This is a genomic window from Halomonas rhizosphaerae, assembly GCF_030010555.1.
Classification (GTDB): Bacteria; Pseudomonadota; Gammaproteobacteria; order Pseudomonadales; family Halomonadaceae; genus Halomonas; species Halomonas rhizosphaerae.
Genome location: NZ_JASCQP010000044.1, coordinates 1 through 26,311, shown reverse-complemented (window position 1 = coordinate 26,311; position 26,311 = coordinate 1). Strand labels below are relative to the sequence as shown.

The window sequence follows — 26,311 nt, the reverse complement described above, 5'->3', positions numbered from 1 at the left end:
GGCTCCTTGTGTGAGAGGCGGGTGCGGTTGACGGCCCCCTGGAGGCCCCGCATGCTGAGTTCCCGACTTCGTCGGCGATGGCAGGGGCCCATGCCGGCAGGACAGGCCGGATGCGGCCTGTATAATACCGATTCACCCCGCCAAGGACATCGTGGAGCATGGGCAAGCGACTCTCGTGGACATGGACGGCCCTGGCAGGCCTGGTCTGTACCGGCCTGGCGAGCGGCCCCCTCGGGGCGGCGCCGCCCGAGCCGCTGCCGGCCGACCAGCTGGACTGGCAGCCCTGGGGCGAGGCGCGCCCCGCCGACGCGCTGTGTCGCGGCCGCTACGTGATGCCGGACTACCGGCTGCCGCCGCCACCCGGCGAGAAGGTCGCCAGCGAGTCCGACAGCGCCGACTACGGGGAGGATGGCGAGACGCGCCTCGGTGGCGAGGTGCTGCTGCGCCGCGGCAATGCCCAGCTCGAGGCGCCAAGGGTGCGCGTGCCCGGCAGTCGCGAGACCGCCTATGCCGAGGGGCCCCTGGCGCTGCGCGACAGCGGCCTGCTGGTGCGCGGTGACGCGGCCGAACTGTCGCTGAACAGCGATGCCGCCAGCATCGACACGGCCCACTACGTGGCGCATGAGCAGCGCCTGCGCGGCGATGCGGTACGCCTGGCGCGCCTCGAGGATGGCCGCTATCGCCTCACCGAGGCAAGCTTCACCACCTGCGAGCCGGGCAGCGACCTCTGGCGCCTGGTGGGCAATGATATCCTGCTCGACCGCGAGCGCGGCGTCGGCACCGCGACCCATGCCCGTCTGGAGATGGGCAAGGTGCCGGTCTTCTACTGGCCCTGGGTGCGCTTCCCCCTCGACGAGCGTCGCCAGACCGGCTTCCTGTGGCCGATGATCGGGCTCTCCACCGACTCGCTGGACTATGCCCAGCCCTTCTACTGGAACATCGCCCCGAACCATGACGCCACGATCACGCCGCGCTGGATCAGCGACCGCGGCCTTCTGCTGGGCGGCGAGTACCGCTACCTGTTCGAGCAGGATGCGGGGCAGGTCGAGGGCGCCTACATCGCCGATGACCGCGCCGCGGGAGACGATGCCTCCGATGCTTCCACGCTGGAGAACGGCGATGCCCGCTGGTACCTCGACTATCGCCATGCGGGCCGCTTCGATGCCCGCACCCGCTACCGGCTGCGCTATGGGGCGGCCAGCGACGGGCGCTACTTCGACGACTTCGGGCGTGGCTTCGGCGATGGCGATACCGGCAGCATGCCGCGGCTCGCCCGGCTCGACCACCGTGGCGACGTCTGGCAGCTGCAGGCCAGGGCCCAGGGCTACCAGAAGCTCGACGACCCGCTGCTCCAACGCGACAAGCCCTTCTACCGGCTGCCCAGCCTGACCGCCAACGCCCGCTGGTCCCAGGACGGCGGCTTCTACCAGCAGTGGCGCTCCAACCTGACGTACTTCTGGCGTGATGTGAATGCCGATGAGCAGGGCATCTATGAAGTCGGGGACCGGCGCCTGAGGATCCCCATCGCCGAGGCGGCCAACGGTACCCGGCTGCACCTCTCGCCGGCCACCGGCTGGCGGCTCGACGAGAGCTGGGGTCACCTGGAACCGCGCATCGAGTGGCTCGCCACCGCCTACCAGCTCGACTACGGCGAGCGCGAGACCGAGCGCGACGAGGGCCTCACCCGCAGCGTGCCGGTCGGCACAATCGACGGGGGCCTGGTGTTCGAGCGGGAACTGGACCTGGGCGGGCGCGGCTATCGCCAGACCCTGGAGCCGCGCATCAACTACGCCTATGTGCCGGCGCGCGACCAGACCGAGTTCCCGAACTTCGACACCGCCGAACAGGCCTTCTCCTGGAACCAGCTCTGGTCGCCCTACCGCTTCACCGGGAGCGACCGGGTGGGCGACCTCAATCGCGTCTCCCTGGGGCTCGAGTCGCGGCTGCTGGCCGATGCTACCGGGCGCGAGCGGCTCTCGGTGGGGGTGGGGCAGGCCTACTACCTGGAGGATCGCACCATCGACATGGCGGGGGATCCGGATACCCTGCCGCCCGAGTCGAACTTCCAGCGCTACTATCGGGCGACGCGAGACCGCTCGCCACTGGTCACCCGGGTCGACTGGCAGCTCACCGACCACTGGCGCTCGCGCTGGCAGTGGCTCTATGACGACCACCTCGAGCAGACCGAGAGCACCTCGCTGGCCCTGCAGTATCGCGCCGATGCCGGCCACGTGGTGAACTTCGGCTATCGCTGGCAACTCGAAGGCTTCGACCCGTCCCAGGAGGACGAGGACGTGGTCAACTACAACCGCGAGGAGTACGACCTCTCGTTCGCCTGGAAGGCCAGCCGCCGCGTGGACCTGATCGGCCGGTTGCTCTACGACAACACCAACGACCGTGCCCTGGAGCAGCTGGCGGGTGTCCAGTGGAACGACTGCTGCTATGGTCTGCAGCTGGTCTGGCGCGAGTGGATCGACGACAACGACACCGCGAACACCATCGAGGATGACCTCACCGACCGGGGGGTCTTCCTGCGCTTCGTGTTCAAGGGGCTGGGCGGCGTCGGCGGCGAGGCCGACAGCTACTTCGAGGAGGCGATCCCGGGCTATCGGGCCACCGCCCTCGGCCGGCCTTGAGACATTTGACAATGACGAGAGGAAAGAGAGACATGCGCAGTCGACGTATCGCCACCCTGGCGCTGGCCCTGTGCCTTGCCTCCCTGCCCCTGGCAGGGCAGGCGCAGGAAGCCGGTTCCCCGGATTCCCCGCCGCAGGGTCGCCAGACGCTGGATCGCATCGTGGCGGTGGTCAACGATGGCGCCATCATGCAGAGCGAACTCGAGGAGCGCGTCGCCCAGACGCGCAGCCAGATCGCCGGCCAGCAGCAGGAGGTGCCGCCCGAGGGGGTCCTGCGCGAGCAGGTCCTGGATCGCATGATCGTCGAGGAGATCCAGCTGCAGATGGCCCGTGACGCCAACCTTAGCGTCGACGACACCGAGCTCAACGGCCAGGTGCGGACCATCGCCGAGAACAATGGCATGACGCTGGACCAGTTCGCCGATGCCCTCGAGGCCGATGGCCTCTCGCTCTCCGTGGTCCGTGACCAGGTCCGCCGCGAATTGATGATGCGCCAGCTGCAGCAACGCCAGGTGGCCAGTCGCGTCAACATCTCCGAGCGGGAGGTGGACCGCTTCATGGAGCAGCAGGGTGCCAGCCGCGAGCAGGCCCGCCAGGCGCTGTTCCAGCGCAAGGTCAACGCCGAGATGGAGGAGTGGGTCCAGGAGATCCGCAGCCGCGCCTTCGTCGACAACCGCCTCGCGGAGCGTTGATGGTATCGCGCGACGCACCGGTACTGGCCCTGACCTGCGGCGAGCCGGCGGGCATCGGGCCGGAACTGGCGGTGATGCTGGCCGCCGACGGGGGGCCCGCCGCCCGGGTGGTGGCAGTGGGCGACCCGGTCCTGCTGGCCGAGCGTGCCGCAATGCTCGACCGCCGGGTGGAGATCCGGGTGCTCGCGCCCGATGAGCCCCCGCCGGTGGCGCGACGCGGCCTGCTGCCGGTGTGGCCCGTGGCGCTGCGAACCCCCTCGCACCCCGGCCGTCTCGACCCAGCCAATGCCGGCCATGTCCTCGAGACCCTGGACGTGGCGATCGACGCCTGCCGGTCCGGCCGGGCCGACGGCATGGTCACGGCCCCGCTGCACAAGGGCGTGATCCTGGATGCAGGCCATGCCGGCTTCACCGGCCACACCGAGTACCTGCGCGATGCCTGCGGGGTGGCGGAGGTGGTGATGATGCTCGCCACCGACAGCGCCCTGCATGCCCGCGAGGCGGGCTGGCGGGGCGAGGCGGCCCTGAGGGTGGCACTGGCCACCACGCACCTGCCGCTACGCGAGGTGGCCGACACCATCACCGCGCCCCGGCTCGAACGCCTGCTGCGCATCCTCCACGCCGACCTGCAGCGCTGGTTCGGCATCACGGCGCCGCGCATCGCCGTCTGCGGGCTCAATCCCCATGCCGGGGAGGGCGGCCACCTGGGCCGCGAGGAGCTCGACGTGATCATTCCGGCCCTGGAGGGCCTGCGGGCCGAGGGGCTGGCCCTTGACGGGCCCCTGCCCGCCGATACCTTGTTCACCCCGCGTCACCTCGAGGGCGTCGATGCGGTGCTGGCCATGTACCATGACCAGGGGCTGCCGGTCTTGAAGTATGCCGGCTTCGGCCGCGCCGCCAATATCACCCTGGGGTTGCCGCTGGTGCGCACCTCGGTGGACCACGGCACGGCCCTCGACCTGGCCGGCACGGGGCGCGCCGATCTCGGCAGCCTGCGGGTCGCGGTGGCCCTGGCCGCCGAGATGGCCGGCCGCGGGGTATAGCCGATCTGGAGGAGCGCCGGGGACAGGCTGAAGAGCAGGTCCTACGCCAGGGGTGAGGAGCATTGCTCCGAACGGGCTGGCCATGGATGGCCAGCACCGGACCTGCAAGCGGAGCGGGACGCGAGAGCGCCGCAGGGCGTCGGTAGCGTACAGGGATGTATTCACAGCGCCTGCTCGTAAGCCTGTCGCCGGAAAAGCTCCGTGCACGGAAATAGCTCAAGACCCTAGTGATAGAAGGACACCCCTGAATGGCATCCCGCTCCCCGGTTCACCGGGCCCGCAAGCGCTTCGGCCAGAACTTCCTGCGCGACCCCGGCGTCATCTCGCGCATCGTGCGGGCCATCGGGCCCCGCCCCGGCGACCGGCTGGTGGAGATTGGCCCCGGCCAGGGGGCGCTGACCGAACCGCTGCTCGAGGCGGCCGGTGGCCATCTCGAGGTGATCGAGCTCGACCGGGACCTGATTCCCGGCCTGCGCGTGCAGTTCTTCGACAAGCCCGGCTTCGTCATCCACGAGGGCGACGCCCTGAAGGTGGACTTCCGGGCCCTGAGGGGCGACGGGGCGGCGCTGCGGGTGGTGGGCAACCTGCCCTACAATATCTCCACGCCGCTGATCGTACACCTGCTGGAAGCCGGCGATGCCGTGGCCGACATGCACTTCATGCTGCAGAAGGAGGTGGTGGAGCGCCTGGCCGCTGTCCCGGGCGGCCCCGACTGGGGGCGCCTCTCGGTGATGGCCCAGTACCACTGCCGGGTCGACGCGCTGTTCACGGTGCCGCCGGAGGCCTTCGTGCCGCGCCCCAGGGTGGAGTCGGCCATCGTGCGCCTCACCCCCCACCGCGCCCTCCCGCATCCGGCCCGTGACGAGGGACTGCTCTTCACCCTGGTGCGCGAGGCCTTCGGCCAGCGGCGCAAGACCCTGCGCAACAATCTCAAGGGGCGCATCGACGCCGCGACCCTCGAGGCGCTGGAGATCGATCCGGGGCGGCGCCCCCAGACGCTCAGCGTCGAGGAGTTCGTGCGTATCGCCAACCATCTGGCCGCGGCCGAAGGAGACGCCTCATGACCCTGACCATCCCGGAAGGGCTCGACCATGCCATCCGCGTCGACGTGGCGCCGGATTTCCGCATCGAGGAGTCCGCGCCCGACGAGCAGCGCTTCGTCTTCAGCTATACCGTCACGGTGCACAACACCTCCCGGCACAGCGTTCAGCTGCTCGCCCGCTACTGGAAGATCACCCAGGGCAGCGGCAAGGTGCAGGAGGTGCGTGGCAAGGGGGTGGTGGGCCAGCAACCGATGATCGGACCCGGCCAGACCTTTCGCTACACCAGCCGGGCGATTCTCGACGGCCCGGTGGGGGTGATGGAGGGCACCTATACCTGCGTCGACACCGCCAGCCAGCGTCCCTTCGAGGTGGCCGTTGCCCCCTTCCGGCTGGCCGGGCCCAACCAGGTGCACTGACTCCACCGATCCGACCCTATCTCACTGACCCCGGGGGGCCGCGATGACCACCTATGCCATCGGCGATCTGCAGGGCTGTCACGACGAGTTCGTCGCCCTGCTCGAACAACTCGATTTCGACCCGCGTCGCGACCATCTGTGGCTGGCCGGCGACTTGGTCAACCGCGGCCCCGAGTCGCTTGCCTGCCTGCGCGAGGTGATGGCGCTGGGCGAGTCCGCCACCACCGTGCTCGGCAACCACGACCTGCACCTGCTGGCGGTGGCCCGCGGAGGCGCCCGCGAGAACCGCAAGGACACGCTCTCGACCATCCTGGCCGCCCCGGACCGCGAGCGCCTGCTCGACTGGCTGCAGTCGCGCCCGTTGCTGGTGCGCCGGTGCGCCGGGGAGCAGGGCGATACCGTCATGACCCACGCCGGCCTGCTGCCGCAGTGGTCGGTGGAGCAGGCCGCAGGGCTGGCCAGCGAGGCGGGGTCGCGCCTCACGGGCGAGCGGGCCGGCGCCTTTCTCGAGCGGATGTACGGCAACGCCCCGGCCTGCTGGCGCGATGACCTCGACGGCATCGACCGCCTGCGGATGATCATCAACGTCTTCACCCGCATGCGCTTCATCGATGCCGCCGGCTGTCTCGACTTCGCCGCCAAGGAGGGCCTCGACAGTGCACCGCCCGGCTTTGCCCCCTGGTTCCAGTTTCCTCGCGACGACGACCCCTGGCTGCTGTTCGGCCACTGGGCGGCGCTGCAGGGCGAGACGCCGGCGAGCCGGGTACGCGCCGAGGCGCTGGACACCGGCTGCGTCTGGGGCAGCCGCTTGACCGCCCTGGACCTCGGGAGCGGCAGGCGCATCAGTGTCCCGAGCCGCCAGCGCTGAGTCCCACCCCTTTCCGACCATGAGGCTGCCATGACGACCTTCCAGCATCTCGATATCCCGACCCTGGCCGGCTGGTTCGCCGAGCGACGCGAGCTGGCGCTGGTCGATATCCGCGACCCGCAGAGCTTCGCCCAGGGCCATATCCCCGGTAGCCGCCGCCTGGACAACGACACGGTCGGCGCCTTCATCGAGGAGGCGTCACGCGAGACGCCCCTGGTGGTGGTCTGCTACCACGGTCACTCCAGCCAGCAGGCGGCGGCCTGGCTGGCCGGCCAGGGCTTCGCCGAGGTCTACAGCCTCGACGGCGGCTTCACCGACTGGCAGCTTCGCCACCCCGACCGCGTGGAGCGCTGAACCATGGCCGCGGTCGAGGATCCGCACCTGCAGGGGCTCGAGGTCTACCGGGTCGGCGGGGCGGTGCGCGACGCCCGGCTTGGCTGGCCGGTCAAGGACACCGACTGGGTGGTGGTGGGGGCCACGCCGGAGGAGATGCGCCGGCGCGGCTTCAAGCCGGTGGGGCGCGACTTCCCGGTCTTCCTGCACCCCGAGAGCCACGAGGAGTTCGCCCTGGCGCGCACCGAGCGCAAGTCCGGTCACGGCTACACCGGCTTCGTGGTGCATGCCAGTCCCGAGGTGACCCTCGAGGAGGACCTGGCGCGCCGTGACCTGACCATCAACGCCATGGCCGAGACCCCGGAGGGAGAGCTGGTCGACCCTCACGGTGGCCTGGCCGACCTGGAGGCGCGCCGGCTGCGCCATGTCTCCTCGGCCTTCGTCGAGGACCCCCTGCGGGTGCTGCGCACGGCGCGCTTCCTCGCCCGCTACGCCGGCCTGGGCTTCGTCATCGCCGAGCCGACGCGGCGGCTGATGCGTGAGCTGGTGGAGAGCGGCGAGCTGGCCCATCTGGTGGCCGAGCGGGTCTGGGCCGAGACCGAGAAGGCGCTGGGCGAGCCCTGGCCGGAGGTCTACTTCCAGGTGCTGGACGACTGTGGCGCCCTGGCGGTATTGATGCCGGAGCTGGCGGCCGACCCGTCGGCCCTCGACGAGGCGCTGGGGCGCCTGCACCGCTTGCCGGAGGACATCGAGGCCGAGTCACAGGCCCGCTGGCGCTGGGCGCGGCTGGTGGAGCACCTGGATGACGAGGACCGCGACGCCCTGGCCGAGCGGTTGCGCCTGCCCCGCGCCCATCAAGAGCTGGCCGGCCAGGCGGCCCGTACCCGTTCCCTGCTGGCTCGGGTGGCGCGGCACGGCCTGGACGGGGCCCGGGTGATGGCCTGGCTCGACGGCATCGACGCATGGCGCCGCGGCGACCGGGTGGCGCCGTTGATCAGCCTGGTGAGCCTGGAGGACCCGGGGCTGGCGGCGGACCTGGCCCTGGCATGGCGCCTGGCCCAGCAGATCCTGCCGAAGGCCCTGGTGGCCGAGGGCTACCGGGGGCGCGAACTGGGCGAGGAGCTGGCGCGGCGGCGCTGGGAGGCCATCGACGGCGCCCTCGCCAGCGCCGGGACGAGGTCCTGAGGCTCAGTCCGGCGCGGAGATGCCTCGGCCCTGCCAGACGAACTCCACCGGCCAGAGACGCTGCTGGCCGGTCTCGAAGGCATCCCAGTGGGCACGGTAGGTCCTGGCGGTAAGCGGATGACGGGCCTCGGGCAGCAGCTCGGCCAGCGGCTTCAGCACGAAGGCGTGGTGTAGGATCTCGCCACGGGGCAGCTCGACGTCGTCGTGGCGGCCGGTCAGGTCGCCCACGGTGAGCAGGTCGATGTCCAGGGTCCGGGGGCTGAACTTGGGGACCCCCTCGCGGCGGCCGTTGGCGAACTCCAGTCGCTTGCACCAGGCCTGCAGTTCGCCCACGGGACGGTCGCTGTCGAAGGCCACCACCAGGTTGTAGAAGTTGCGACCATCCTCGAAGCCCACGGGCTCGCTCTCGAAGACCCGCGAGATGACAAGCGGGCCGAAAGTCTCGGCCAGGGCATCCAGGCAGATCCGCACATGGCGCTCGCGCTCGATGTTGCTGCCGATGCTGACGGTGATTTGCGCCATCAGTCGCTCCCTGTCCGCTGGCCGCGCTCGATACAGACGCCCACCGCCGCGGCGGCAGGCACGGCGCCGGGCTTGCGCACGGTGAGGCGCAGCCAGGGGATGGCGAATTCGTCACGCAGGGTCTCGGCCAGGCGCTCGGCGAAGGTCTCCACCAGGGCGACGTCATGCTCGTCGGCGAAGGCGGCGATGCGCTCGCTGATGGCGGCGTAGTCCAGGGTCAGGCCGATGTCGTCACCGGCCGCCGCGGGGCGGATATCGGTGCCCAGTGCCAGGTCGAGCCGCAGCGTCTGGGTGATGGCACGCTCCCAGTCGTAGACGCCGATCACGGTGTCCACCTCGAGCGCTTCGATCAGCACAAGATCCATCGGGGGTCCCCGGGCCAGTGAAGGTTGCGGACCGGGCGATGCACAGGGTCCGCCTGCAGGCGCCCGATTGTACGCCAGCCAGGCCTCGGGCGACACCGGGGGGCGCGCCGGCCTGTCCCGCGCCGCCCATGGCTGGCACAATCACGGTTTCACCCCACAGGAGGCCGCCCGTGGAGGCGCCACTCGACCTCATCCTGCCGCTGGTGGCGATCGGCTATCTGAGCGGTACCTGGCTCGGCGCCCTGACGGTGTGCCGCCTGGCCGGCGTGGGGGACCCGCGGCTGGCCGGCTCCTGCAATCCGGGGTTCTCCAATGTCCTGCGCCTGCACGGTCGTCGCCTGGCCCTGGCCACCCTGGTGGTGGACGTGGCCAAGGGCATGCCGGTGCTGTGGTTGGCCATGTGGCTCGGCCTGCCGCCCTGGGGGCTGGGGCTGGTCGGGCTAGGCGTGTTGCTGGGCCACAGCTACCCGGCCTGGCACCGCTTCCGGGGCGGCAAGGGCGTGGCCAGTGCCTTCGGCGTGATGCTGGTGCTCACGCCCTGGGTGGCGCTCTGCTGTGCGGCCCTCTGGATGCTGCTGGCCTGGCGGGTGCGGACGGCAGCCGTCGCCTCCCTGGCCAGTGCCGCCATGGCACCGCTGGCCAGCCTCTGGCTGGCCCCGGAGTTCGCTGGCGTGGTGATCGTCTTCACCCTGCTGGTGCTGGCGCGCCACGTGCTCAATATCCGCCGTCTTGGCAGGGGTGACGAGCCGGGGCTCTGAGCTGCTCGGCTTCGCCAGGGGCTTGAAAGCTGGAAGAGCGGCGCTTCGCGCCTGGAAGCCGGAAGCTTGAAGAATGCGTCTTTTACCTGGGCCACATCAAGCTGCCTTCCAGCAGCTTTCAGCTTACGGCTTGCGTAGCGTATCCATCGGCCAGCGCGGTACCGCCTGCATGATGCCGGTCTCGTCATGCTCGCCGGCCAGCAGGCGCTGGGCGCTGTGACCATGGAGAGGGCAATCATGGCGAAAGTCAGGCGGTGAGGGTGCCTCGAGAGTATCCATCGGCCAGCGTGGTACCGCCTGCATGATGCCGGTCTCGTCGTGCTCGCCGGCCAGCAGGCGCTGGGCGCTGTGACCATGGAGAGGGCAATCATGGCGAAAGTCAGGCGGTGACGGGTGCCTCGAGAGTCTCCATCGGCCAGCGTGGCACCGCCTGCATGATGCCGGTCTCGTCATGCTCGCCGGCCAGCAGGCGCTGGGCGCTGTGACCATGGAGAGGGCAATCATGGCGAAAGTCAGGCGGTGACGGGTGCCTCGAGAGTCTCCATCGGCCAGCGTGGCACCGCCTGCATGATGCCGGTCTCGTCATGCTCGCCGGCCAGCAGGCGCTGGGCGCCGACATAGGCAATCATCGCGCCGTTGTCGGTGCAGAAGCGCCCGCGTGGGTAGTAGGCCCGGGCGTCTCGCTTGGCGCACTCCCGCTCCAGGCGTTCGCGCAACCGCACGTTGGCGCTGACGCCACCGGCCACTACCAGGCGCTTGAGGCCGGTCGCGTCCAGCGCGCGGCGGCACTTGATCACCAGGGTATCGACCACTGCTTCCTCGAAGGCGCGGGCGACGTCGGCGCGTGCCTGGTCGTCGAGGCCGCTAGCCTGCTCGAGTTGGCGGATGGCGGTCAGGGTGTGGGTCTTGAGCCCCGAGAAGCTGAAGTCGAGTCCCGGGCGGTCGGTCATCGGTCGCGGGAAGCGGAAGCGGCCGGGGTCACCGGCCTCGGCCAGCTTCGCGACATGGGGGCCGCCGGGGTAGTCGAGGCCCAGCATCTTGGCCGCCTTGTCGAAGGCCTCGCCGGCGGCGTCGTCCACCGACTCGCCGAGCAGGCGATACTGGCCCAGACCGCGCACCTCGACCAGTTGGGTATGGCCGCCGGAGACCAGCAGGGCGACGAAGGGGAAGTCGGGGGGCTCGTCCTCCAGCATGGGGGCCAGCAGGTGGCCCTCCATGTGGTGGACGCCGAGCACCGGGATCTCCAGCGCCCGGGCCATGCCATGGGCGGTGCTGGCCCCCACCATCAGTGCACCGACCAGCCCGGGGCCGGCGGTGTAGGCGATGGCATCGAGCCCGGTGCGTGCCAGGCCGGCGTCGTCCAGCACCTGCTGGATCAGCGGCAGCAGGCGGCGGGTATGGTCCCGGGAAGCGAGCTCCGGGACCACGCCGCCGTACTCGGCGTGCATGGCGATCTGGCTGTAGAGGGCGTCGGCCACGAGGCCGCGCTCGGTGTCGAAGAGGGCGACGCCGGTCTCGTCGCAGGAGGTCTCGATGCCCAGTACGCGCATGGTGATGGCTCGGTGGTACGTGGAAGGCGGCATTCTACGCCTTTTGCCCCGCAGGCGCAGTGCGGAAACGATTTGCACGCGTCCGGTGTGGCGACTAGAATACTGTCCGCTGCAAGACTGGGTCGTGCACCCAGGAGTGGCCTTCCGCCTTTCACGCATCGTTCCGGTTCGCCAGGCGATTCCGGCGATCGTTGCGTGATGGCGAGTGGTCCTCGCAAGGTGTGCGTACAAACCGAACTCAAGTTACCCAAGGTAGGTGAGTGCTTAATGCCTTCTGTCAAAGTACGTGATAACGAGCCGTTTGACGTCGCGCTGCGTCGCTTCAAGCGTTCCTGTGAAAAAGCCGGTGTTCTCTCGGAAGTGCGTCGTCGCGAGCAGTACGAGAAGCCGACCGCAGAGCGCAAGCGCAAGGCGGCCGCGGCCGTCAAGCGCCATGCCAAGAAGCTTCAGCGTGAGCGCAAGCGTTTCGAACGGCTCTATTGATCCGTACTGGAGTCGGTAGGGGCATCCGGCCCCTGTCGTCTCAAGAGGGACGCCAAGCGGCCGCCTAACGGTGGCCGCTTGTTTTTCGTCGCCTCTCCCGTCCTACGCAGGGTGCCCGAATGTCCGGCCAGATTCCCCAGCGCTTCATCGATGACCTCCTGGCCCGTGTCGACGTGGTCGAGGTGGTCGGCGAGCGCGTGAAGCTGAAGAAGGCCGGGCGTAACCATTCGGGTCTCTGCCCCTTCCATCAGGAGAAGTCGCCGTCGTTCACCGTCAGCGCCGACAAGCAGTTCTACCACTGCTTCGGCTGCGGCGCCCACGGCAATGCCCTGCGTTTCCTGATGGAGCACGAGAACCTGCGCTTCCCCGAGGCGGTGGAACAGCTCGCCGCGCGCCTGGGCATGGAGGTGCCGCGTGAAGGGGCCGACGACCCGCACGCCCAGGCCCGCGAGCGCAAGCGCAAGGAGGGGGTCAACCTGCTGGAGCTCTCGGCCAGCTACTACCGTGAGCGGCTGAAGATGCCGGAAGGGGAGGGCGCCCGCCGTTACCTTGCCGAGCGCGGGCTGTCGCCGGAGGTGCAGCAGGCCTTCGCCATCGGCTATGCCCCGGCCGGCTGGGAGGCGCTCAAGCGTCACCTCTCGGAGCGCGGCGTCGCCGAGGCGGTGCAGGTCGAGTATGGCCTGCTGGTGCATCGCGAGGAGAGCGGGCGGACCTATGACCGCTTCCGCGACCGGGTGATGTTCCCGATCCGCGATATTCGCGGCCGCACCATTGCCTTCGGCGGGCGGGTGCTGGGCGATGCCAAGCCCAAGTACCTCAACTCGCCCGAGACCCCGGTGTTCCACAAGGGGCGCGAGCTCTACGGCCTCTTCGAGGCCCGGCAGGCCAATCCACGGCTCGAGCGGCTGGTGATCGTCGAGGGCTACATGGACGTGGTGGCACTGGCCCAGTTCGGCATCCGCAACGCCGTGGCCACCCTCGGCACCTCCACCAGCGAGGAGCACCTGGGGCGGCTGTTCCGGATGGTCGGCGAGGTGGTGTTCTGCTTCGACGGCGACCGGGCCGGTCGCCAGGCCGCCGCCCGGGCGCTGCAGACGGTATTGCCGCAGATGATCGACGGGCGCCAGGCGCGCTTCATGTTCCTGCCCGAGGGGGAGGATCCCGACACGCTGGTGCGTCGGGAGGGCCCGGAGGCCTTCGAGGATCGCATCACCTGTGCCAGTCCCCTGTCGGAATTCCTCTTCGATCACGCCGCCGAGGGGCGCGATCTGGCGACGATCGAGGCGCGCGAACGCTTCGCCAGCCAGGTGCTGTCGGCGATCGGCAAGCTGCCGGAAGGGGTGCTCAAGTCGCTGCTGCTGACGGAGCTCTCGCGACGCACCGGCGTCGACCAGTCGCGCTTCGAGGCGCTGGTTACGCCACGGGAGACGCCGGAGGCCGAGCCGCCCCCCGCGGTGGATGCCGGGCGCGACGAGGCGTCCCGGCCCCGTCCGCCACGAGGGGGCGGCCCGGCAGGCGAGGCGCTGAGCCTGATGGGGCGTGTGCTGCAGCTGCTGGTCCATGAGCCGCGGCTGGTGGAGCGCCTGCCCGAGGAGAGCGACTGGTATCCCGGGGAGGACCCGGAAGCCCGGCTGTGCCACGAGGTGGAGCGGCTGTTGCGGGCGGGGCGCTATCGCAGCGCTCAGGTGCTGCTGGCTCACTTCCACGGCACACCGGAGGGCGAGCGGCTGGCCGAGCTGGCGCGCCGCGAGCTGCTCATCCCGCCGGGCGCGCGGGCCGCCGAACTGGACGGGCTGGTCGAGCACTTCCGGCGACACCGTCTCAGGCCGTCGCATCAGGAGGAAGTCGATGCGCTGCTGTCAAAGCAACAGCGGGGAGAGCGGCTTTCGCAGGAGGAGCGCCAGCGCCTGATGGGGCTGCTCACCGAGCTCAAGGGGTGAGGCAATGCACCGCCCCGCGGTAGGACATTGGCGGCGGGGTTGAATTTTCTCCTACTATCACCACATACGAGGGGAGTGCCCGCAAACGGCGCAACCTGACAACCTAACACACCTGAATGACCGCGCAAATACACCGAACTGGCAGAAAGGTGGTTTCACCCGCTATACTGTTCGGCTTATCGAGTTTTCACCGCCTCAGTGCTTCAGGTGCTTCATTCTTCTTCGTCGAGATAGGGTTTCTATGGCTGGAAATGCGCAGCAGCAGTCACGTCTGAAGGAGTTGATCGCGCGCGGCAAGGAACAGGGCTTCCTGACCTATGCCGAGGTCAACGACCACCTTCCCGAGGATATCGCCGACCCGGATCAGGTGGAAGACATCATCGGCATGATCAACGACATGGGCATCAGTGTCGTCGAGGAAGCCCCCGATGAAGACACCCTGATGATGTCGGATCATTCCACGGACGAGTCGGCCGCCGAAGAGGCCGTCGCCGCACTCGCCGCCGTGGAGAGCGACGTCGGCCGCACCACCGACCCCGTGCGCATGTACATGCGCGAGATGGGGACGGTGGAGCTGCTGACCCGCGAAGGCGAGATCGAGATCGCCAAGCGCATCGAGGAGGGTACCCGCGAGGTGATGTCGGCGCTGGCCTACCTGCCCGGTGCCGTGGATTCCATTCTCGATGCCTATGATGCGACCCAGGACGAGGAGGCCCCCGGGCGCCTCTCCGACCTCTTCTCCGGCTTCATCGATCCCGACGAGGGGATTCCCGGCGTGGCCGAGGCGGAGGTTCCCGAGGAGGAGCCCCGCGACGAGGCCGAGGGCGATGCCGATGACGAGGACGGTGAGGCCGAGGAGGAGACGACCGGCGGTCCCGACCCCGAGGAGGCCCGGGCCCGCTTCGAGCAGATCCGCGAGCAGAACGCCGCGGCCCAGGCCGCCATCGAGGCCCACGGCCGCGGCTCGAAGGAGGCCCAGGAGGAGCTGGCGCGTCTCGCCCAGCTGTTCTCGCCGATCAAGCTGGTGCCCAAGCACTTCGAGCGCCTGGTGGGGCAGGTACGCATCAGTGTCGAGCAGGTGCGCGCCCAGGAAAAGGCGATCATGCAGCTGTGCGTGAAGAAGTCGAAGGTGCCGCGCAAGACCTTCATCAAGGCCTTTCCGGGCAGCGAGTCGAGCCCCGAGTGGCTCGACGAGTTCAGCGCCGCCAATCCGAAGTACGCGGCTCGCCTGGCGCCCCTGCGTGGCGACATCCAGCGTGCCCAGCGCAAGATCGCCTTCGAGGAGGAGATGATCCAGCTGCCGGTGACCGAGATCAAGGAGGTCAACCGCCGGCTCTCCATCGGCGAGGCCAAGGCGCGCCGGGCCAAGAAGGAGATGGTCGAGGCCAACCTGCGCCTGGTGATCTCCATCGCCAAGAAGTACACCAACCGCGGCCTGCAGTTCCTGGACCTGATCCAGGAGGGCAACATCGGCCTGATGAAGGCGGTGGACAAGTTCGAGTATCGTCGCGGCTACAAGTTCTCCACCTACGCGACCTGGTGGATCCGCCAGGCGATCACCCGTTCGATCGCCGACCAGGCGCGCACCATCCGCATCCCGGTGCACATGATCGAGACCATCAACAAGCTCAATCGCGTCTCCCGCCAGATGCTGCAGGAGATGGGCCGCGAGCCGACCCCGGAAGAGCTTGGCGAGCGCCTCGAGATGCCCGAGGACAAGGTGCGCAAGGTGCTCAAGATCGCCAAGGAGCCGATCTCCATGGAGACGCCCATCGGCGACGATGACGACTCGCATCTGGGCGATTTCATCGAGGACGGCACCATCCTGCTGCCCATCGACTCGGCGACCGGCGAGGGGCTGATCGAGGCGACCCGCAACGTGCTCGGCGGCCTCACCGCCCGTGAGGCCAAGGTGCTGCGCATGCGCTTCGGCATCGACATGAACACCGATCACACCCTCGAGGAGGTCGGCAAGCAGTTCGACGTCACCCGCGAGCGAATCCGCCAGATCGAGGCCAAGGCACTGCGCAAGCTGCGCCACCCCAGCCGCTCCGAGCCGCTGCGCTCCTTCCTCGACGAGTAGTCGCCGGGAAGGACGGGAAGGGCGTCATGCCCGCCCCAACGACAAGCCCCGCAGGCGATGCCTGCGGGGCTTGTTGCATTCGGGGGTGCGTCAGGCGGCGCGACGCGCCAGGGCCCATCGGCGGCTCAGCAGGACCAGCTCGATCATGGCGATCAGGATCAGTGCATAGCCGAACAGCTCCACCACCTCCTCGGCGGCATCCTTGAAGGTGCGCACATAGTCGTCACGGAGAATCGCCTGCCACATCTCGCTGCGGCCATAGAGTCGCGAGAAGACGTAGGTGGTCAGGAAGCCGGCGGCGAACAGGCCGAAGGAGAGGCTGTTGGCATAGCCCGCGAACTGGGCGGCGAAGTCATGGCGGTGGCGGATCACGCCGTAGAGGCTCGGCAGGATGATCAGCGCCACCAGCAGCTGCCAGGCCCCGTCGAAGACGCGGGCATCCAGCAGGGCATCCTGCTCGCGGACCAGGGAGCTCGCCACGAAGGCGAGCAGCAGCAGGCTCACCTGCGGCAGTTCGCGCAGCCCGACCCTCACGTAGAGCAGCAGCAAAGTCGAGAGCGCCAGCAGGCCGCTCTGGGCCAGCTCGGTGAAGCCCCGTTCCGAGAAACGGGTCTCGGGCAGGTAGAGGGCCTCGACGTAGACGCCCTGGGCGATGCCGGCGACCAGCAGGATGTAGAGGATGGCCCTCAGACAGGTGGCGGCGAAGCCGATCGGCATGGGGCGTTCGGGGGGAAGGTGGGGAGGCATCGTGAGTCCGTTCGAGCATGACATGCGAAGCGAGTATTGTACCGTCCCGCCCCCCGGCGTGCCTACTCGACCGGCAGGCCTGCCTGGGTGGCGCGGCGCGCCTCCTCGACGATCCAGTCGTGTACGGCGGACACCCGCCGGTCGTCGAGCGCGCCCGGGGCATGCACGATGCCGTAGCGCATGCCGGTGGGCACCCGCTGCGCGAAGGGGGCGATCAGCGCACCGCTCTCCAGTTCGCCGCGGATCAGTGTCTGGCGGGCGATGGCGACCCCCATGCCGGCGATGGCCGCCTCCATGGTCAGATGGTTGCGGTTGAAGGTGTAGCCCCGGCGCAAGTTCAGGGGCGGGGCCTCGATGGCCTCCAGGTAGCGCTCCCATTCGGCATGCTCGTGGCTGCCGCGCCAGGCGGTGACGTCGTGCAGCAGCGGGTACCAGGCCAGGTCGGCGGGGTGGCGAAGGGGCGGGCGGCCGCGCAGCAGGGCGGGGGCGCAGACCGGGAAGATGTGCTCTTCCATCAGCGACGTGATGGAGAGTCCCGGGGCCTGGCCATCGTTGAGGTCGAGGGCCAGGTCGAAGTCGCCGTCGCGCAGCGAGAGGCTGCTGTCCTCGGCCCTGACATGCAGCTCGATGTCGGGAAAGCGCGCCTGCAGCCGCGGCAGGCGCGGCATCAGCCACTTGTGCAGGAAGGAGGGTACCGAACGCAGGCGGATCACCCCGCTCATCACCCCGCTGCGCAGTCGCCGCACCTCCAGGCCCACGGCCTGGTAGGCCTCGTCCACCACCGCCGCCAGGCGGCGGCCCTCCTCGGTCAGCTCCAGCCGCCGGGGCAGGCGACGGAACAGCTTGAAGCCCAGGCGTTCCTCCAGCTGCTTGATCTGCTGGCTCACCGCGCCGGTGGTGACGTGCAGCTCCTCCGCCGCCCGGGTGAAGGAGAGGTGGCGGGCGCTGATGGCGAAGACCTTCAGCCAGGCGTGGGTCTGGGCGTGCAGGAGTCGGCTCATGGTTTAGCTGGGCTATACTGTGGGCGAGATATTCTGGCTTGTTGCTGGGGCGATGCCGCACCAGCATAGAGGCAACGTCAACCCAAGGCCAGAAACGTTCAGTAGCGCTGAACCCGGAGGCTACAAGGCTCCGCCCCGGCCACCCTGTCAGTCACGCGAGGTTCTTCCATGGCAATCAGCGTCTTCGACCTGTTCAAGATCGGCATCGGGCCCTCGAGCTCCCACACCGTGGGGCCGATGGCGGCGGCTCATGATTTCGTCCAGGAGCTGAAACGTCGCGACCTGCTGGAGCGCGTGACGCGCCTGGAGATTCACCTGCATGGCTCGCTCTCCGCCACCGGCAAGGGCCACGGCACCGACCGGGCGGTGGTGATGGGGCTGATCGGCGAACATCCGTCGCACATCGACCCGTCCATCGTCGCCCCGCGCATCGAGGCGCTGCTCGAGTCCCGGACCCTGCAGCTCGACGGCCACCAGGCGATCCCCTTCCACTGGAGCCGGGACCTGCAGTGGCACGACGAGAGCCTGCCCTACCATCCCAACGCCCTGACCCTGGTCGCCCACGGGCAGGCGGAGACGCTCCATCGCAACGTCTACTACTCCGTGGGAGGCGGCTTCGTGGTCGACGAGGCCCAGGCGCGTTCCGGCGAGCTGGACAGCGACACCACGGCCCTGCCCTATGACTTCCATTCCGCCGCCGAGCTGATGGCGCTGTGCCGCATGCATGACCTGCGCATCAGTGAGCTGATGATGGAGAACGAGAAGGCCTGGCGCAGCGAGGCCGAGGTGCGCGCCGGCCTGTGGGAGATCTGGCAGGCCATGCAGGCCTGCGTGCAGAGCGGGCTCGCCGCCGAAGGCGTGCTGCCCGGGGGGCTCGAGGTCCGGCGCCGGGCGGCCTCGCTGCACCGGCGGCTGCTGGCCATGGACGGCGATGACAGCCTGATCGCCTCGACCTTCTCGGCGATGGACTGGGTCAACGTCTTCGCCCTGGCGGTGAACGAGGAGAATGCCGCCGGCGGGCGCATGGTCACGGCCCCCACCAACGGGGCGGCGGGGATCATCCCGGCGGTGCTGCACTATTACATGAAGTTCCAGCCGGAAGCTTGCGAGCGGGAGGTGGTGGACTTCCTGCTTACCGCCGGTGCCGTGGGGATCCTGTGCAAGAAGAATGCCTCCATCTCCGGCGCCGAGGTGGGCTGCCAGGGCGAGGTCGGGTCGGCCTGCGCCATGGCCGCCGCCGGCCTCGCTGAGGTGATGGGCGGCAGCGTGGGCCAGGTGGAGAATGCCGCCGAGATCGGCCTCGAGCATAACCTGGGCCTGACCTGCGACCCGATCGGCGGCCTGGTGCAGGTGCCCTGCATCGAGCGCAACGCCATCGCCTCGGTCAAGGCCATCAATGCCGCACGCATGGCCCTGCGCGGCGACGGCGAGCACTTCGTTTCCCTGGACCACGTGATCCGCACCATGCGCGACACCGGTGCCGACATGCAGGAGAAGTACAAGGAGACCTCCCGCGGCGGCCTGGCCGTCAACGCCATCGAGTGCTGACGGCTGCCTATGGCAGCCGCGGCCTCGAGCCAGAGCAGGCGCGATGTCCCGCAAGGGGCATCGCGTCTTTTTTTGCCCGACATAGTTTGCAAGCTATTGATCGCGCGGGCGTCTACACCATTGGTCGAGTTCGGCGCTTCTCCTGTTGCCGTGCCGCGGCCAGTCCTCTAGCTTACGTTAACGTAAAGTGCAGAGTGTTCTCCGGGGCAGCCTGAAAGTGTCATCCAGGCCCTCGATGCCGGAACCGCCGCAACCACAACAACGGCCGACAACAACGACAACAGCATCCACGGCGGATCGCCCGAGCGATCCAGAGAGGACGAACCATGACCCAGGAGTTCATACTGGAAACTCGCGGGTTGACCAAGGAGTTTCGCGGCTTCACTGCCGTGGACGACGTCAACCTGCAGGTCCGGGAGGGGCATATCCATGCCCTGATCGGCCCCAACGGGGCCGGCAAGACCACCGTCTTCAACCTGCTCACCAAGTTCCTGCCGCCCACCCGCGGCGAGATCCTCTATCGCGACAAGCCGATCACCGGCATGAAGGCCAACGAGATCGCCCGGCTGGGGCTGGTGCGCTCCTTCCAGATCTCCGCGGTGTTCGCCCACATGACGGCCATGGAGAACGTGCGGGTGGCGCTGCAGCGCAAGCTGGGCACCTCCTTCCACTTCTGGAAATCCGAGAAGAGCCTCGAGCACCTCAACGAGCGGGCCCTGGAACTCCTCGACGAGGTGGGCCTGCGCGAGTACGCCGACGTGCTCACCGTGGAGATGCCCTACGGGCGCAAGCGGGCGCTGGAGGTGGCCACCACCCTGGCCCTGGAACCTACCCTGATGCTGCTCGACGAGCCGACCCAGGGCATGGGCGCCGAGGACGTCGACCGCATCGTCGAGCTGATCCGCCGGGTCTCGAAGGGCCGCACCGTGCTGATGGTGGAGCACAACCTCAGCGTGGTCAGCCGGCTGTGCGACCGCATCACCGTGCTGGCGCGCGGTAGTGTGCTGGCCGAGGGCGACTACCAGGAAGTCTCACGGAATCCCCAGGTGCGCGAGGCCTATATGGGCAGCGATGCCACCGCGGAAGAGGAGGCCAGCGCATGAGTCAGGCAGCCGAGAAGCTCACCGACTACCACGACCTGGACGGCGCCGAGATGCTGCGGGTCAGCGACCTGCACGCCTTCTACGGCGAGTCGCACATCCTCCACGGCGTCGACTTCGACGTGAAGCGCGGCGAACTGGTGACGCTGCTGGGGCGCAACGGCGCCGGGCGCAGCACCACCCTCAAGGCGATCATGAACATGGTCGGCCGGCGCACCGGGTCGATCGTCATCAACGGCACCGAGACCCTGGCCATGAAGCCGCACCGCATCCCGCGGCTGGGCATCGGCTACTGCCCCGAGGAGCGCGGCATCTTCGCCAGCCTCGACGTCGAGGAAAACCTGCTGCTGCCGCCCACGGTGCGCAGCGGCGGGATGGGGATCGATGAGATCTACGCGATGTTCCCCAACCTCTTCGAGCGGCGCCGCAGCCAGGGCACCCGGCTCTCCGGGGGCGAGCAGCAGATGCTGGCCATGGCGCGCATCCTGCGCACCGGGGCCCGGCTGCTGCTGCTCGACGAGATCACCGAGGGGCTCGCCCCGGTCATCGTCCAGGCGCTGGGCGAGGTACTGGTCAAGCTCAAGGAGCGCGGCATGACCATCGTGCTGGTGGAGCAGAACTTCCGCTTCGCCGCCCCGCTGGCCGACCGCCACTTCGTGATGGAGCACGGCCGCATCATCGAGGAGATCAGTGCCGCCGAGCTGCCCTCGCGGCGCGAGCACCTCAACTCCCTGCTGGGGGTATGACGGTTCGCCGTCGCCCGGCAGTTCATCCACCGCAATGCAACCCGCATCGACAACAACAAGTAGCCCCACCCGGGGCCACGGAGATGACACCATGACCTTCAACAGGAAGACGCTTGCCAGCAGCATCGCACTCGCCACCGCCACCCTGATGGCCAGCGGCGCCCAGGCACAGATGAGTGACGACGAGGTACGCATCGGCTACCTGGCCGACATGTCCGGCACCTACCGCGACCTGGCCGGCCCCGGCGGCCTCGAGGCCCTGGAGATGGCCATCGAGGACTTCGGCGGCGAGGTGAACGGCGCCCCGATCGAGGTCTTCAGCGCCGACGATCGCAACAGCGCGGACGTGGGTGCCAACACCGTGCGCGAGTGGTTCGACACCCGCAACGTCGACCTGGTCGCCGGCCTGGTCGCCTCCTCGGTGACCATTGCCGCGACCAAGGTGATCGAGGAGAACAACGGCCTGGGCATCGTCTCCGGCTCCGCCGCCTCCAGCATCACCAACGAGCACTGCACGCCGAACCACATCCACTGGGTCTATGATACCTATCCGCTGGCCAACGGCACGGCCAAGGCGGTGGTGGAGCAGGGAGGCGACACCTGGTTCATGCTCACCGCCGACTATGCCTTCGGTCATGCCCTCGAGGGCGACGTGACCAAGGTGGTGGAAGAGAACGGTGGCGAGATCGTCGATACCATCCGTCACCCCTTCCCGACCAGCGACTTCTCCTCCTATATCCTCCAGGCCCAGGGGTCCGGTGCCAAGATCATCGGCCTGGCGAACGCCGGTGCCGACACCGTCAATGCCATCACTACCGCCAGCCAGTTCGGTGTGGTCCAGGGCGGCCAGCAGCTTGCCGGCCTGCTGATCTTCCTCAACGACGTTCACGCCATGGGGCTCGAGGATACCCAGGGTCTGCTGCTCACCACCGGCTGGTACTGGGACATGGACGACCAGGCCCGCGAGTGGGCCGAGCGCTACTATGAGCGCACCGAACGCATGCCGACCATGGTGCAGGCGGGCATCTACTCCAGCACCATGCATTATCTGGAAACGGTGGCCGAGGCGGGTACCGACGACCCCGAGACTATCCGCGCCGCCATGGCCGAGCGCCCGGTGGAGGATTTCTTCTCGCGCAACGGCCATATCCGCGAGGATGGCCGCATGGTCCACGACATGTATCTGGCCGAGGTGAAGTCGCCGGAGGAGTCCACCGGCGAGTGGGACCTCTACGAGATCCAGGCCACCATCCCCGCCGAAGAGGCCTACCGGCCGCTCTCCGAGAGCCAGTGCAAGCTGGTCAACAACTGAGCACGGCCGGAACCGGCGGCGGCTTCGGCCGCCGCCTCTCTGACGGGAGGTCCATGACATGACAATGATTTTCGGGGTGCCGTTGGCGGTGTTCATGGGCCAGCTGATGCTGGGCCTGATCAACGGTGCCTTCTATGCCCTGCTCAGCCTGGGGCTGGCGGTGATCTTCGGCCTGCTGAAGATCGTCAACTTCGCCCACGGGGCCATGTACATGCTGGGGGCTTTCGCCGCCCTGCTGGGCCTGCAGTATCTGGGGCTCAACTACTGGGTGGCACTGCTGCTCGTCCCCCTCGTGGTGGGTGGGCTGGGCATGCTGATCGAACGCTACCTGCTGCGGCGTATCGCTCATCTCGACCACCTCTACGGGCTGCTGCTCACCTTCGGCCTGGCACTGATCTTCGAGGGCACCCTGATCAACTTCTTCGGCGTGTCGGGCTCCAGCTACCCCACGCCCGAGGCCCTTCAGGGCGGGCTCAATCTGGGCTTCATGTTCCTGCCCACCTACCGTGGCTGGGTGCTGGTGGCGGCGCTGGTGGTCTGCCTGGGTACCTGGTTCGTCATCGAGCGCACCCGTCTCGGCGCCTACCTGCGCGCCGGCACCGAGAACTCGGCGCTGATGCAGGCCTTCGGGGTCAATGTGCCCCAGCTGATCACCCTGACCTACGGCTTTGGCGTGGCGCTCGCCGCCCTCGCCGGGGTGCTGGCCGCCCCGCTCTACCCGGTGTCGCCGACCATGGGCTCGAGCCTGCTGATCGTGGTCTTCGCGGTGGTGGTGATCGGTGGCATGGGCTCGATCATCGGCGCCGTCATCACCGGCCTGTCCATGGGCCTGATCGAGGGCCTCACCAAGGTCTACTACCCCGAGGCCGCCAACACCGTGATCTTCCTGGTGATGATCCTGGTACTGCTGCTGCGCCCCGCGGGACTCTTCGGCAAGGAGGCATGACATCATGTCCGCAACCCAGACCCTGACGCCGGCCATGCAGCGGCAGCGCAACGCCCGGCTGCGTCGCAATGGCCTCTATCTGGTCCTGATCGCCATCGCGCTTGTCGCGCCCTTCGTGGCCTACCCGGTGTTTCTGATGAAGGTGCTGTGCTTCGCGCTGTTCGCCTGCGCCTTCAACCTGCTGCTTGGCTACGCCGGCCTGCTCTCCTTCGGGCATGCCGCCTTCCTGGCCACCGGCGGCTACTTCACCGGCATCATGCTGGCCAGCTACCCGGGGCTGACCCCGGAGCTGGGCATCCTGATCGGCACCTTCGCCGCCGTGGTGCTGGGCACCCTGTTCGGCGCCCTGGCGATTCGCCGCCAGGGGATCTACTTCGCCATGGTGACCCTGGCGCTGGCGCAGATGATGTTCTTCTTCTTCGTCCAGGCGCCCTTCACCGGCGGCGAGGATGGCCTGCACGGGGTGCCACGGGGCGAGCTGTTCGGGCTGATCAGCCTGAAGAGCAACCTCAACATGTACTACTTCGTGCTGGCGGTCTTCGTGATCGGCTTCGCCATCATCCAGCGCGCCGTGCACTCGCCCTACGGCCAGGTGCTCAAGGCGATCCGCGAGAACGAGCCGCGGGCCGTCTCGCTGGGCTACAACGTCGACGCCTACAAGCTGGTAGCCTTCGTGCTCTCCGCGGGCCTGGCGGGCCTGGCGGGGTCCACCAAGACGGTGGTGTTCCAACTGGCCTCGCTCACCGACGCCCACTGGCACATGTCCGGCGAGGTGATCTTGATGACCCTGCTGGGCGGGGTGGGCACCCTGTTCGGCCCCGTGGTGGGCGCCGGGGTCGTGGTCAGCCTGCAGACCCAGCTGGCGCAGTCGCCGCTGGGCAACTGGGTGGGCGTGATCCTCGGCCTGATCTTCGTGATCTGCGTGTTGAGCTTCCGCAGCGGCATCGTCGGCGAGATCCAGAAGATGGTGAAGAAGAACTTCAAGTAGGGCCAAGCGGCCAGAACGCCATCGGGCGCCCCAAGGGGCGCCCGATGGCGTCTGTGCGTGGCACGCAGCGATGGCAAGCGTCACAGTACTCCCTTGGCTTTGGCCGTATGGATGGCGATGGCATCCATCAGCGGAGGCGACAGGCAGTCGTAAGGCTCGAGACCCAGCTCCTTGAGCCGGCCGCGGACCTTGTCCATGTTGTCCGGGTTGGCGCCCGATTCGATGATCGAGGAGACGAAGGCGGCGAACTCCGGCGCCGCCCAGCCCTTATCGTCGGAGAGTTCCGTGTGGATGAAGTCCAGGCCGTGGAAGGGGTGGTCGGTATTCTCGATGCGGCCGAACATGTGAACCCCGCACTCCTTGCAGGCATGTCGCTGGATGGCGGCGGAGGTGTCGACGACTTCCAGCTTGTCCTCGTTGGCGGTAACGCTGAGGCTCTCGCGGGGTACCACGGCGACCATCGAGAACAGGGCTCCCCCGGGTTTCCAGCACTTGGTGCAGCCGCACACATGGTTGTGGGCGCACTGTGCCTTGACGGTCACCTCGACGGGGTTTTCGCTACAGTGGCAATGCAGGGTGCCGCCGTTGAAGCTGTCGCTGCCGGCACGCACACCGCTATCCACGGCGGGATGGATCCTGATGTCGCTCATGGTAGTGGCTCCCTGGGTAGTGGTGGCTGCTGCGGAGGATGTTGCTGTGGGGGTCTCGGGTCGGTCACGGCCCTGCTGAGGCGTCGTCGAGGGTGTCGCCCCCTGGCCGCCGAACCAGCGCTTCAAGGTATCCATCAGGCTCATGGGCTTCCGCTCCTCTTGTAGTCTTGTCAGCATGGCGATCACCTGCGTCGTTGCGGGCCAGGCGGTACCTGTCGGTCACGCCGTCTTCAGTAGTGAAGCCTCAGTAGTGTAGGACGGTGCGGATGCTCTCGCCGCGGTGCAGCAGCTCGAAGGCTTCGTTGATCTTCTCGAAGGGCAGGTCGTGGGTGATGAAGTCGTCGATGTTGATCTCGCCGTTCATGTAGCGCTCCACGTAGCCCGGCAGCTCGGTCCGCCCCTTCACGCCACCGAAGGCGGAGCCCTTCCAGACCCGCCCGGTAACCAGCTGGAACGGCCGCGTGCTGATCTCCTCGCCGGCGCCGGCCACGCCGATGATCACCGACTCGCCCCAGCCCTTGTGGCAGCACTCCAGCGCCGAGCGCATGACGTTGACGTTGCCGATGCACTCGAAGGAGTAGTCGACGCCGCCATCGGTCAGGTCGACGATCACCTGCTGGATGGGGTCGCTGTACTCCTTGGGATTGACGAAGTCGGTGGCGCCGAACTGCTCGGCCAGTTTGAACTTCTCCGGGTTGACGTCGATGGCGATGATCCGCGCGGCCTTGGCCATCACCGCGCCCTGGATCACCGCCAGGCCGATGGCGCCCAGGCCGAAGACGGCGACGGTACTGCCCGGCTCCACCTTGGCGGTGTTCATCACCGCGCCGATGCCGGTGGTCACGCCGCAGCCCAGCAGGCAGATCTTGTCCATCGGCGCCGCCTTGGAGACCACGGCCAGCGAGACCTCGGGCAGCACCGTGTACTCGCTGAAGGTGGAGGTGCCCATGTAGTGGTGCAGCATCTGGCCGTCCAGCGAGAAGCGCGAGGTGCCATCCGGCATCACGCCCTTGCCCTGGGTGGCGCGCACCGCGCTGCACAGGTTGGTCTTGCCCGAGAGGCAGAACTTGCACTGGCCGCACTCGGCGGTATAGAGCGGGATGACGTGATCGCCGGGCTTGACGCTGGTGACGCCCTCGCCCACCTCCTGGACGACGCCGGCCCCCTCGTGGCCCAGCACCGCCGGGAAGTTGCCCTCCGGGTCGGCACCGGAGAGGGTAAAGGCATCGGTGTGGCAAACGCTGGTGGCGGCGATCTTCACCAGCACCTCGCCGGCCTTGGGGCCCTCGACGTCGATCTCGACCAGCTCCAGGGGCTTGCCGGCTTCCATGGCGACGGCGGCACGTGACTTCATGG

Annotated in this window: 26 protein-coding genes; 18 read left to right on the top strand and 8 right to left on the bottom strand. The window is 68.4% G+C overall.

The window, feature by feature from the left end; genetic code table 11:
- Positions 1 to 158 precede the first annotated feature (158 nt).
- From QLQ83_RS18000 to QLQ83_RS17965, 8 genes are all read left to right on the top strand, one after another.
- Positions 159 to 2,636, top strand: coding sequence for an LPS-assembly protein LptD (locus tag QLQ83_RS18000; RefSeq protein WP_282736883.1), 2,478 nt, complete (start codon positions 159 to 161; stop codon positions 2,634 to 2,636).
- A 32-nt stretch (positions 2,637 to 2,668) separates the two neighbouring features.
- Positions 2,669 to 3,328, top strand: a complete 660-nt coding sequence (locus tag QLQ83_RS17995) for a SurA N-terminal domain-containing protein (RefSeq protein WP_282736882.1) — start codon at positions 2,669 to 2,671, stop codon at positions 3,326 to 3,328.
- Positions 3,328 to 4,371, top strand: a complete 1,044-nt coding sequence (pdxA, locus tag QLQ83_RS17990; RefSeq protein WP_282736881.1) for a 4-hydroxythreonine-4-phosphate dehydrogenase PdxA — start codon at positions 3,328 to 3,330, stop codon at positions 4,369 to 4,371. Before QLQ83_RS17995 ends, pdxA begins: the two co-directional genes overlap by 1 nt.
- A gap of 248 nt (positions 4,372 to 4,619) precedes the next feature.
- The gene (gene rsmA / locus QLQ83_RS17985) at positions 4,620 to 5,435 is read left to right on the top strand and encodes a 16S rRNA (adenine(1518)-N(6)/adenine(1519)-N(6))-dimethyltransferase RsmA (RefSeq protein ID WP_282736880.1); all 816 of its coding nucleotides are present in this window, start codon (positions 4,620 to 4,622) and stop codon (positions 5,433 to 5,435) included.
- Positions 5,432 to 5,830 carry a Co2+/Mg2+ efflux protein ApaG gene (apaG, locus tag QLQ83_RS17980; protein WP_282736879.1) on the top strand — a complete coding sequence of 133 codons (399 nt, stop codon included), beginning with the start codon at positions 5,432 to 5,434 and terminating at the stop codon, positions 5,828 to 5,830. The genes rsmA and apaG overlap by 4 nt, the downstream gene beginning before the upstream one ends.
- Positions 5,831 to 5,873: 43 nt before the next feature.
- On the top strand, positions 5,874 to 6,698 hold the full coding sequence (locus tag QLQ83_RS17975; protein ID WP_282736878.1) for a symmetrical bis(5'-nucleosyl)-tetraphosphatase: 825 nt from the start codon (positions 5,874 to 5,876) through the stop codon (positions 6,696 to 6,698).
- Between the two features lie 30 nt (positions 6,699 to 6,728).
- Positions 6,729 to 7,052, top strand: coding sequence for a thiosulfate sulfurtransferase GlpE (gene glpE / locus QLQ83_RS17970; RefSeq protein WP_282736877.1), 324 nt, complete (start codon positions 6,729 to 6,731; stop codon positions 7,050 to 7,052).
- Between the two features lie 3 nt (positions 7,053 to 7,055).
- Positions 7,056 to 8,216 (top strand): polynucleotide adenylyltransferase, encoded by a 1,161-nt coding sequence (locus QLQ83_RS17965; RefSeq protein WP_282736876.1) that lies wholly within the window; start codon positions 7,056 to 7,058, stop codon positions 8,214 to 8,216.
- A gap of 3 nt (positions 8,217 to 8,219) precedes the next feature.
- On the opposite strand, the gene folK is transcribed toward QLQ83_RS17965, so the two are convergent.
- Together folK and folB are read right to left on the bottom strand one after the other, a co-directional pair.
- Positions 8,220 to 8,738 (bottom strand): 2-amino-4-hydroxy-6-hydroxymethyldihydropteridine diphosphokinase, encoded by a 519-nt coding sequence (folK, locus tag QLQ83_RS17960; protein ID WP_282736875.1) that lies wholly within the window; start codon positions 8,736 to 8,738, stop codon positions 8,220 to 8,222.
- A complete protein-coding gene (gene folB / locus QLQ83_RS17955; RefSeq protein WP_282736874.1) occupies positions 8,738 to 9,103 on the bottom strand; it encodes a dihydroneopterin aldolase in 366 nt (121 codons plus the stop codon). Before folB ends, folK begins: the two co-directional genes overlap by 1 nt.
- Before the next feature lie 170 nt (positions 9,104 to 9,273).
- Here folB and plsY point away from each other — a divergent pair, with 170 nt between their 5' ends.
- Entirely contained in the window at positions 9,274 to 9,861 is a 588-nt protein-coding gene (gene plsY, locus QLQ83_RS17950) for a glycerol-3-phosphate 1-O-acyltransferase PlsY (protein ID WP_411971142.1), read from the top strand.
- A gap of 123 nt (positions 9,862 to 9,984) precedes the next feature.
- On the opposite strand, the gene QLQ83_RS17945 is transcribed toward plsY, so the two are convergent.
- Positions 9,985 to 10,164 (bottom strand): hypothetical protein, encoded by a 180-nt coding sequence (locus QLQ83_RS17945; RefSeq protein ID WP_282736873.1) that lies wholly within the window; start codon positions 10,162 to 10,164, stop codon positions 9,985 to 9,987.
- A 209-nt stretch (positions 10,165 to 10,373) separates the two neighbouring features.
- On the bottom strand, positions 10,374 to 11,411 hold the full coding sequence (gene tsaD / locus QLQ83_RS17940) for a tRNA (adenosine(37)-N6)-threonylcarbamoyltransferase complex transferase subunit TsaD (RefSeq protein WP_282736872.1): 1,038 nt from the start codon (positions 11,409 to 11,411) through the stop codon (positions 10,374 to 10,376).
- Positions 11,412 to 11,678: 267 nt separating this feature from the next.
- Between tsaD and rpsU the strand changes: the two genes are divergently transcribed.
- The 3 genes from rpsU (at position 11,679) to rpoD (ending at position 15,917) form a co-directional block, all read left to right on the top strand.
- Positions 11,679 to 11,894: a 30S ribosomal protein S21 gene (gene rpsU / locus QLQ83_RS17935; protein ID WP_013333229.1), complete on the top strand. Its 216-nt coding sequence runs from the start codon at positions 11,679 to 11,681 to the stop codon at positions 11,892 to 11,894.
- Positions 11,895 to 12,013: 119 nt separating this feature from the next.
- Complete coding sequence (gene dnaG / locus QLQ83_RS17930) at positions 12,014 to 13,834, top strand: DNA primase (protein WP_282736871.1); 1,821 nt, start codon at positions 12,014 to 12,016, stop codon at positions 13,832 to 13,834.
- A 241-nt stretch (positions 13,835 to 14,075) separates the two neighbouring features.
- The gene (gene rpoD, locus QLQ83_RS17925) at positions 14,076 to 15,917 is read left to right on the top strand and encodes an RNA polymerase sigma factor RpoD (protein WP_282736870.1); all 1,842 of its coding nucleotides are present in this window, start codon (positions 14,076 to 14,078) and stop codon (positions 15,915 to 15,917) included.
- Positions 15,918 to 16,007: 90 nt separating this feature from the next.
- On the opposite strand, the gene QLQ83_RS17920 is transcribed toward rpoD, so the two are convergent.
- Positions 16,008 to 16,664 (bottom strand): hypothetical protein, encoded by a 657-nt coding sequence (locus tag QLQ83_RS17920; RefSeq protein ID WP_282736869.1) that lies wholly within the window; start codon positions 16,662 to 16,664, stop codon positions 16,008 to 16,010.
- A 62-nt stretch (positions 16,665 to 16,726) separates the two neighbouring features.
- Positions 16,727 to 17,665 carry a LysR substrate-binding domain-containing protein gene (locus QLQ83_RS17915; protein ID WP_282736868.1) on the bottom strand — a complete coding sequence of 313 codons (939 nt, stop codon included), beginning with the start codon at positions 17,663 to 17,665 and terminating at the stop codon, positions 16,727 to 16,729.
- 168 nt (positions 17,666 to 17,833) lie between these two features.
- On the opposite strand from QLQ83_RS17915, the gene QLQ83_RS17910 reads away from it, so the two are divergent.
- The 6 genes from QLQ83_RS17910 to QLQ83_RS17885 all read left to right on the top strand — a co-directional run bounded on the left by QLQ83_RS17910 (position 17,834) and on the right by QLQ83_RS17885 (position 24,305).
- Entirely contained in the window at positions 17,834 to 19,213 is a 1,380-nt protein-coding gene (locus QLQ83_RS17910; RefSeq protein ID WP_282736867.1) for an L-serine ammonia-lyase, read from the top strand.
- Between the two features lie 326 nt (positions 19,214 to 19,539).
- Entirely contained in the window at positions 19,540 to 20,316 is a 777-nt protein-coding gene (locus QLQ83_RS17905; RefSeq protein ID WP_282736866.1) for an ABC transporter ATP-binding protein, read from the top strand.
- Positions 20,313 to 21,059, top strand: coding sequence for an ABC transporter ATP-binding protein (locus QLQ83_RS17900; RefSeq protein ID WP_282736865.1), 747 nt, complete (start codon positions 20,313 to 20,315; stop codon positions 21,057 to 21,059). The genes QLQ83_RS17905 and QLQ83_RS17900 overlap by 4 nt, the downstream gene beginning before the upstream one ends.
- 91 nt (positions 21,060 to 21,150) lie before the next feature.
- Positions 21,151 to 22,371 (top strand): ABC transporter substrate-binding protein, encoded by a 1,221-nt coding sequence (locus QLQ83_RS17895; protein ID WP_282736864.1) that lies wholly within the window; start codon positions 21,151 to 21,153, stop codon positions 22,369 to 22,371.
- 58 nt (positions 22,372 to 22,429) lie between these two features.
- A complete protein-coding gene (locus QLQ83_RS17890; RefSeq protein WP_282736863.1) occupies positions 22,430 to 23,317 on the top strand; it encodes a branched-chain amino acid ABC transporter permease in 888 nt (295 codons plus the stop codon).
- 4 nt (positions 23,318 to 23,321) lie between these two features.
- Entirely contained in the window at positions 23,322 to 24,305 is a 984-nt protein-coding gene (locus QLQ83_RS17885) for a branched-chain amino acid ABC transporter permease (protein ID WP_282736862.1), read from the top strand.
- A gap of 80 nt (positions 24,306 to 24,385) precedes the next feature.
- On the opposite strand, the gene gfa is transcribed toward QLQ83_RS17885, so the two are convergent.
- The gene (gene gfa, locus QLQ83_RS17880; protein ID WP_282736861.1) at positions 24,386 to 24,955 is read right to left on the bottom strand and encodes an S-(hydroxymethyl)glutathione synthase; all 570 of its coding nucleotides are present in this window, start codon (positions 24,953 to 24,955) and stop codon (positions 24,386 to 24,388) included.
- A 244-nt stretch (positions 24,956 to 25,199) separates the two neighbouring features.
- Positions 25,200 to 26,309 (bottom strand): S-(hydroxymethyl)glutathione dehydrogenase/class III alcohol dehydrogenase, encoded by a 1,110-nt coding sequence (locus QLQ83_RS17875; RefSeq protein WP_282733581.1) that lies wholly within the window; start codon positions 26,307 to 26,309, stop codon positions 25,200 to 25,202.
- Positions 26,310 to 26,311: the final 2 nt, after the last annotated feature.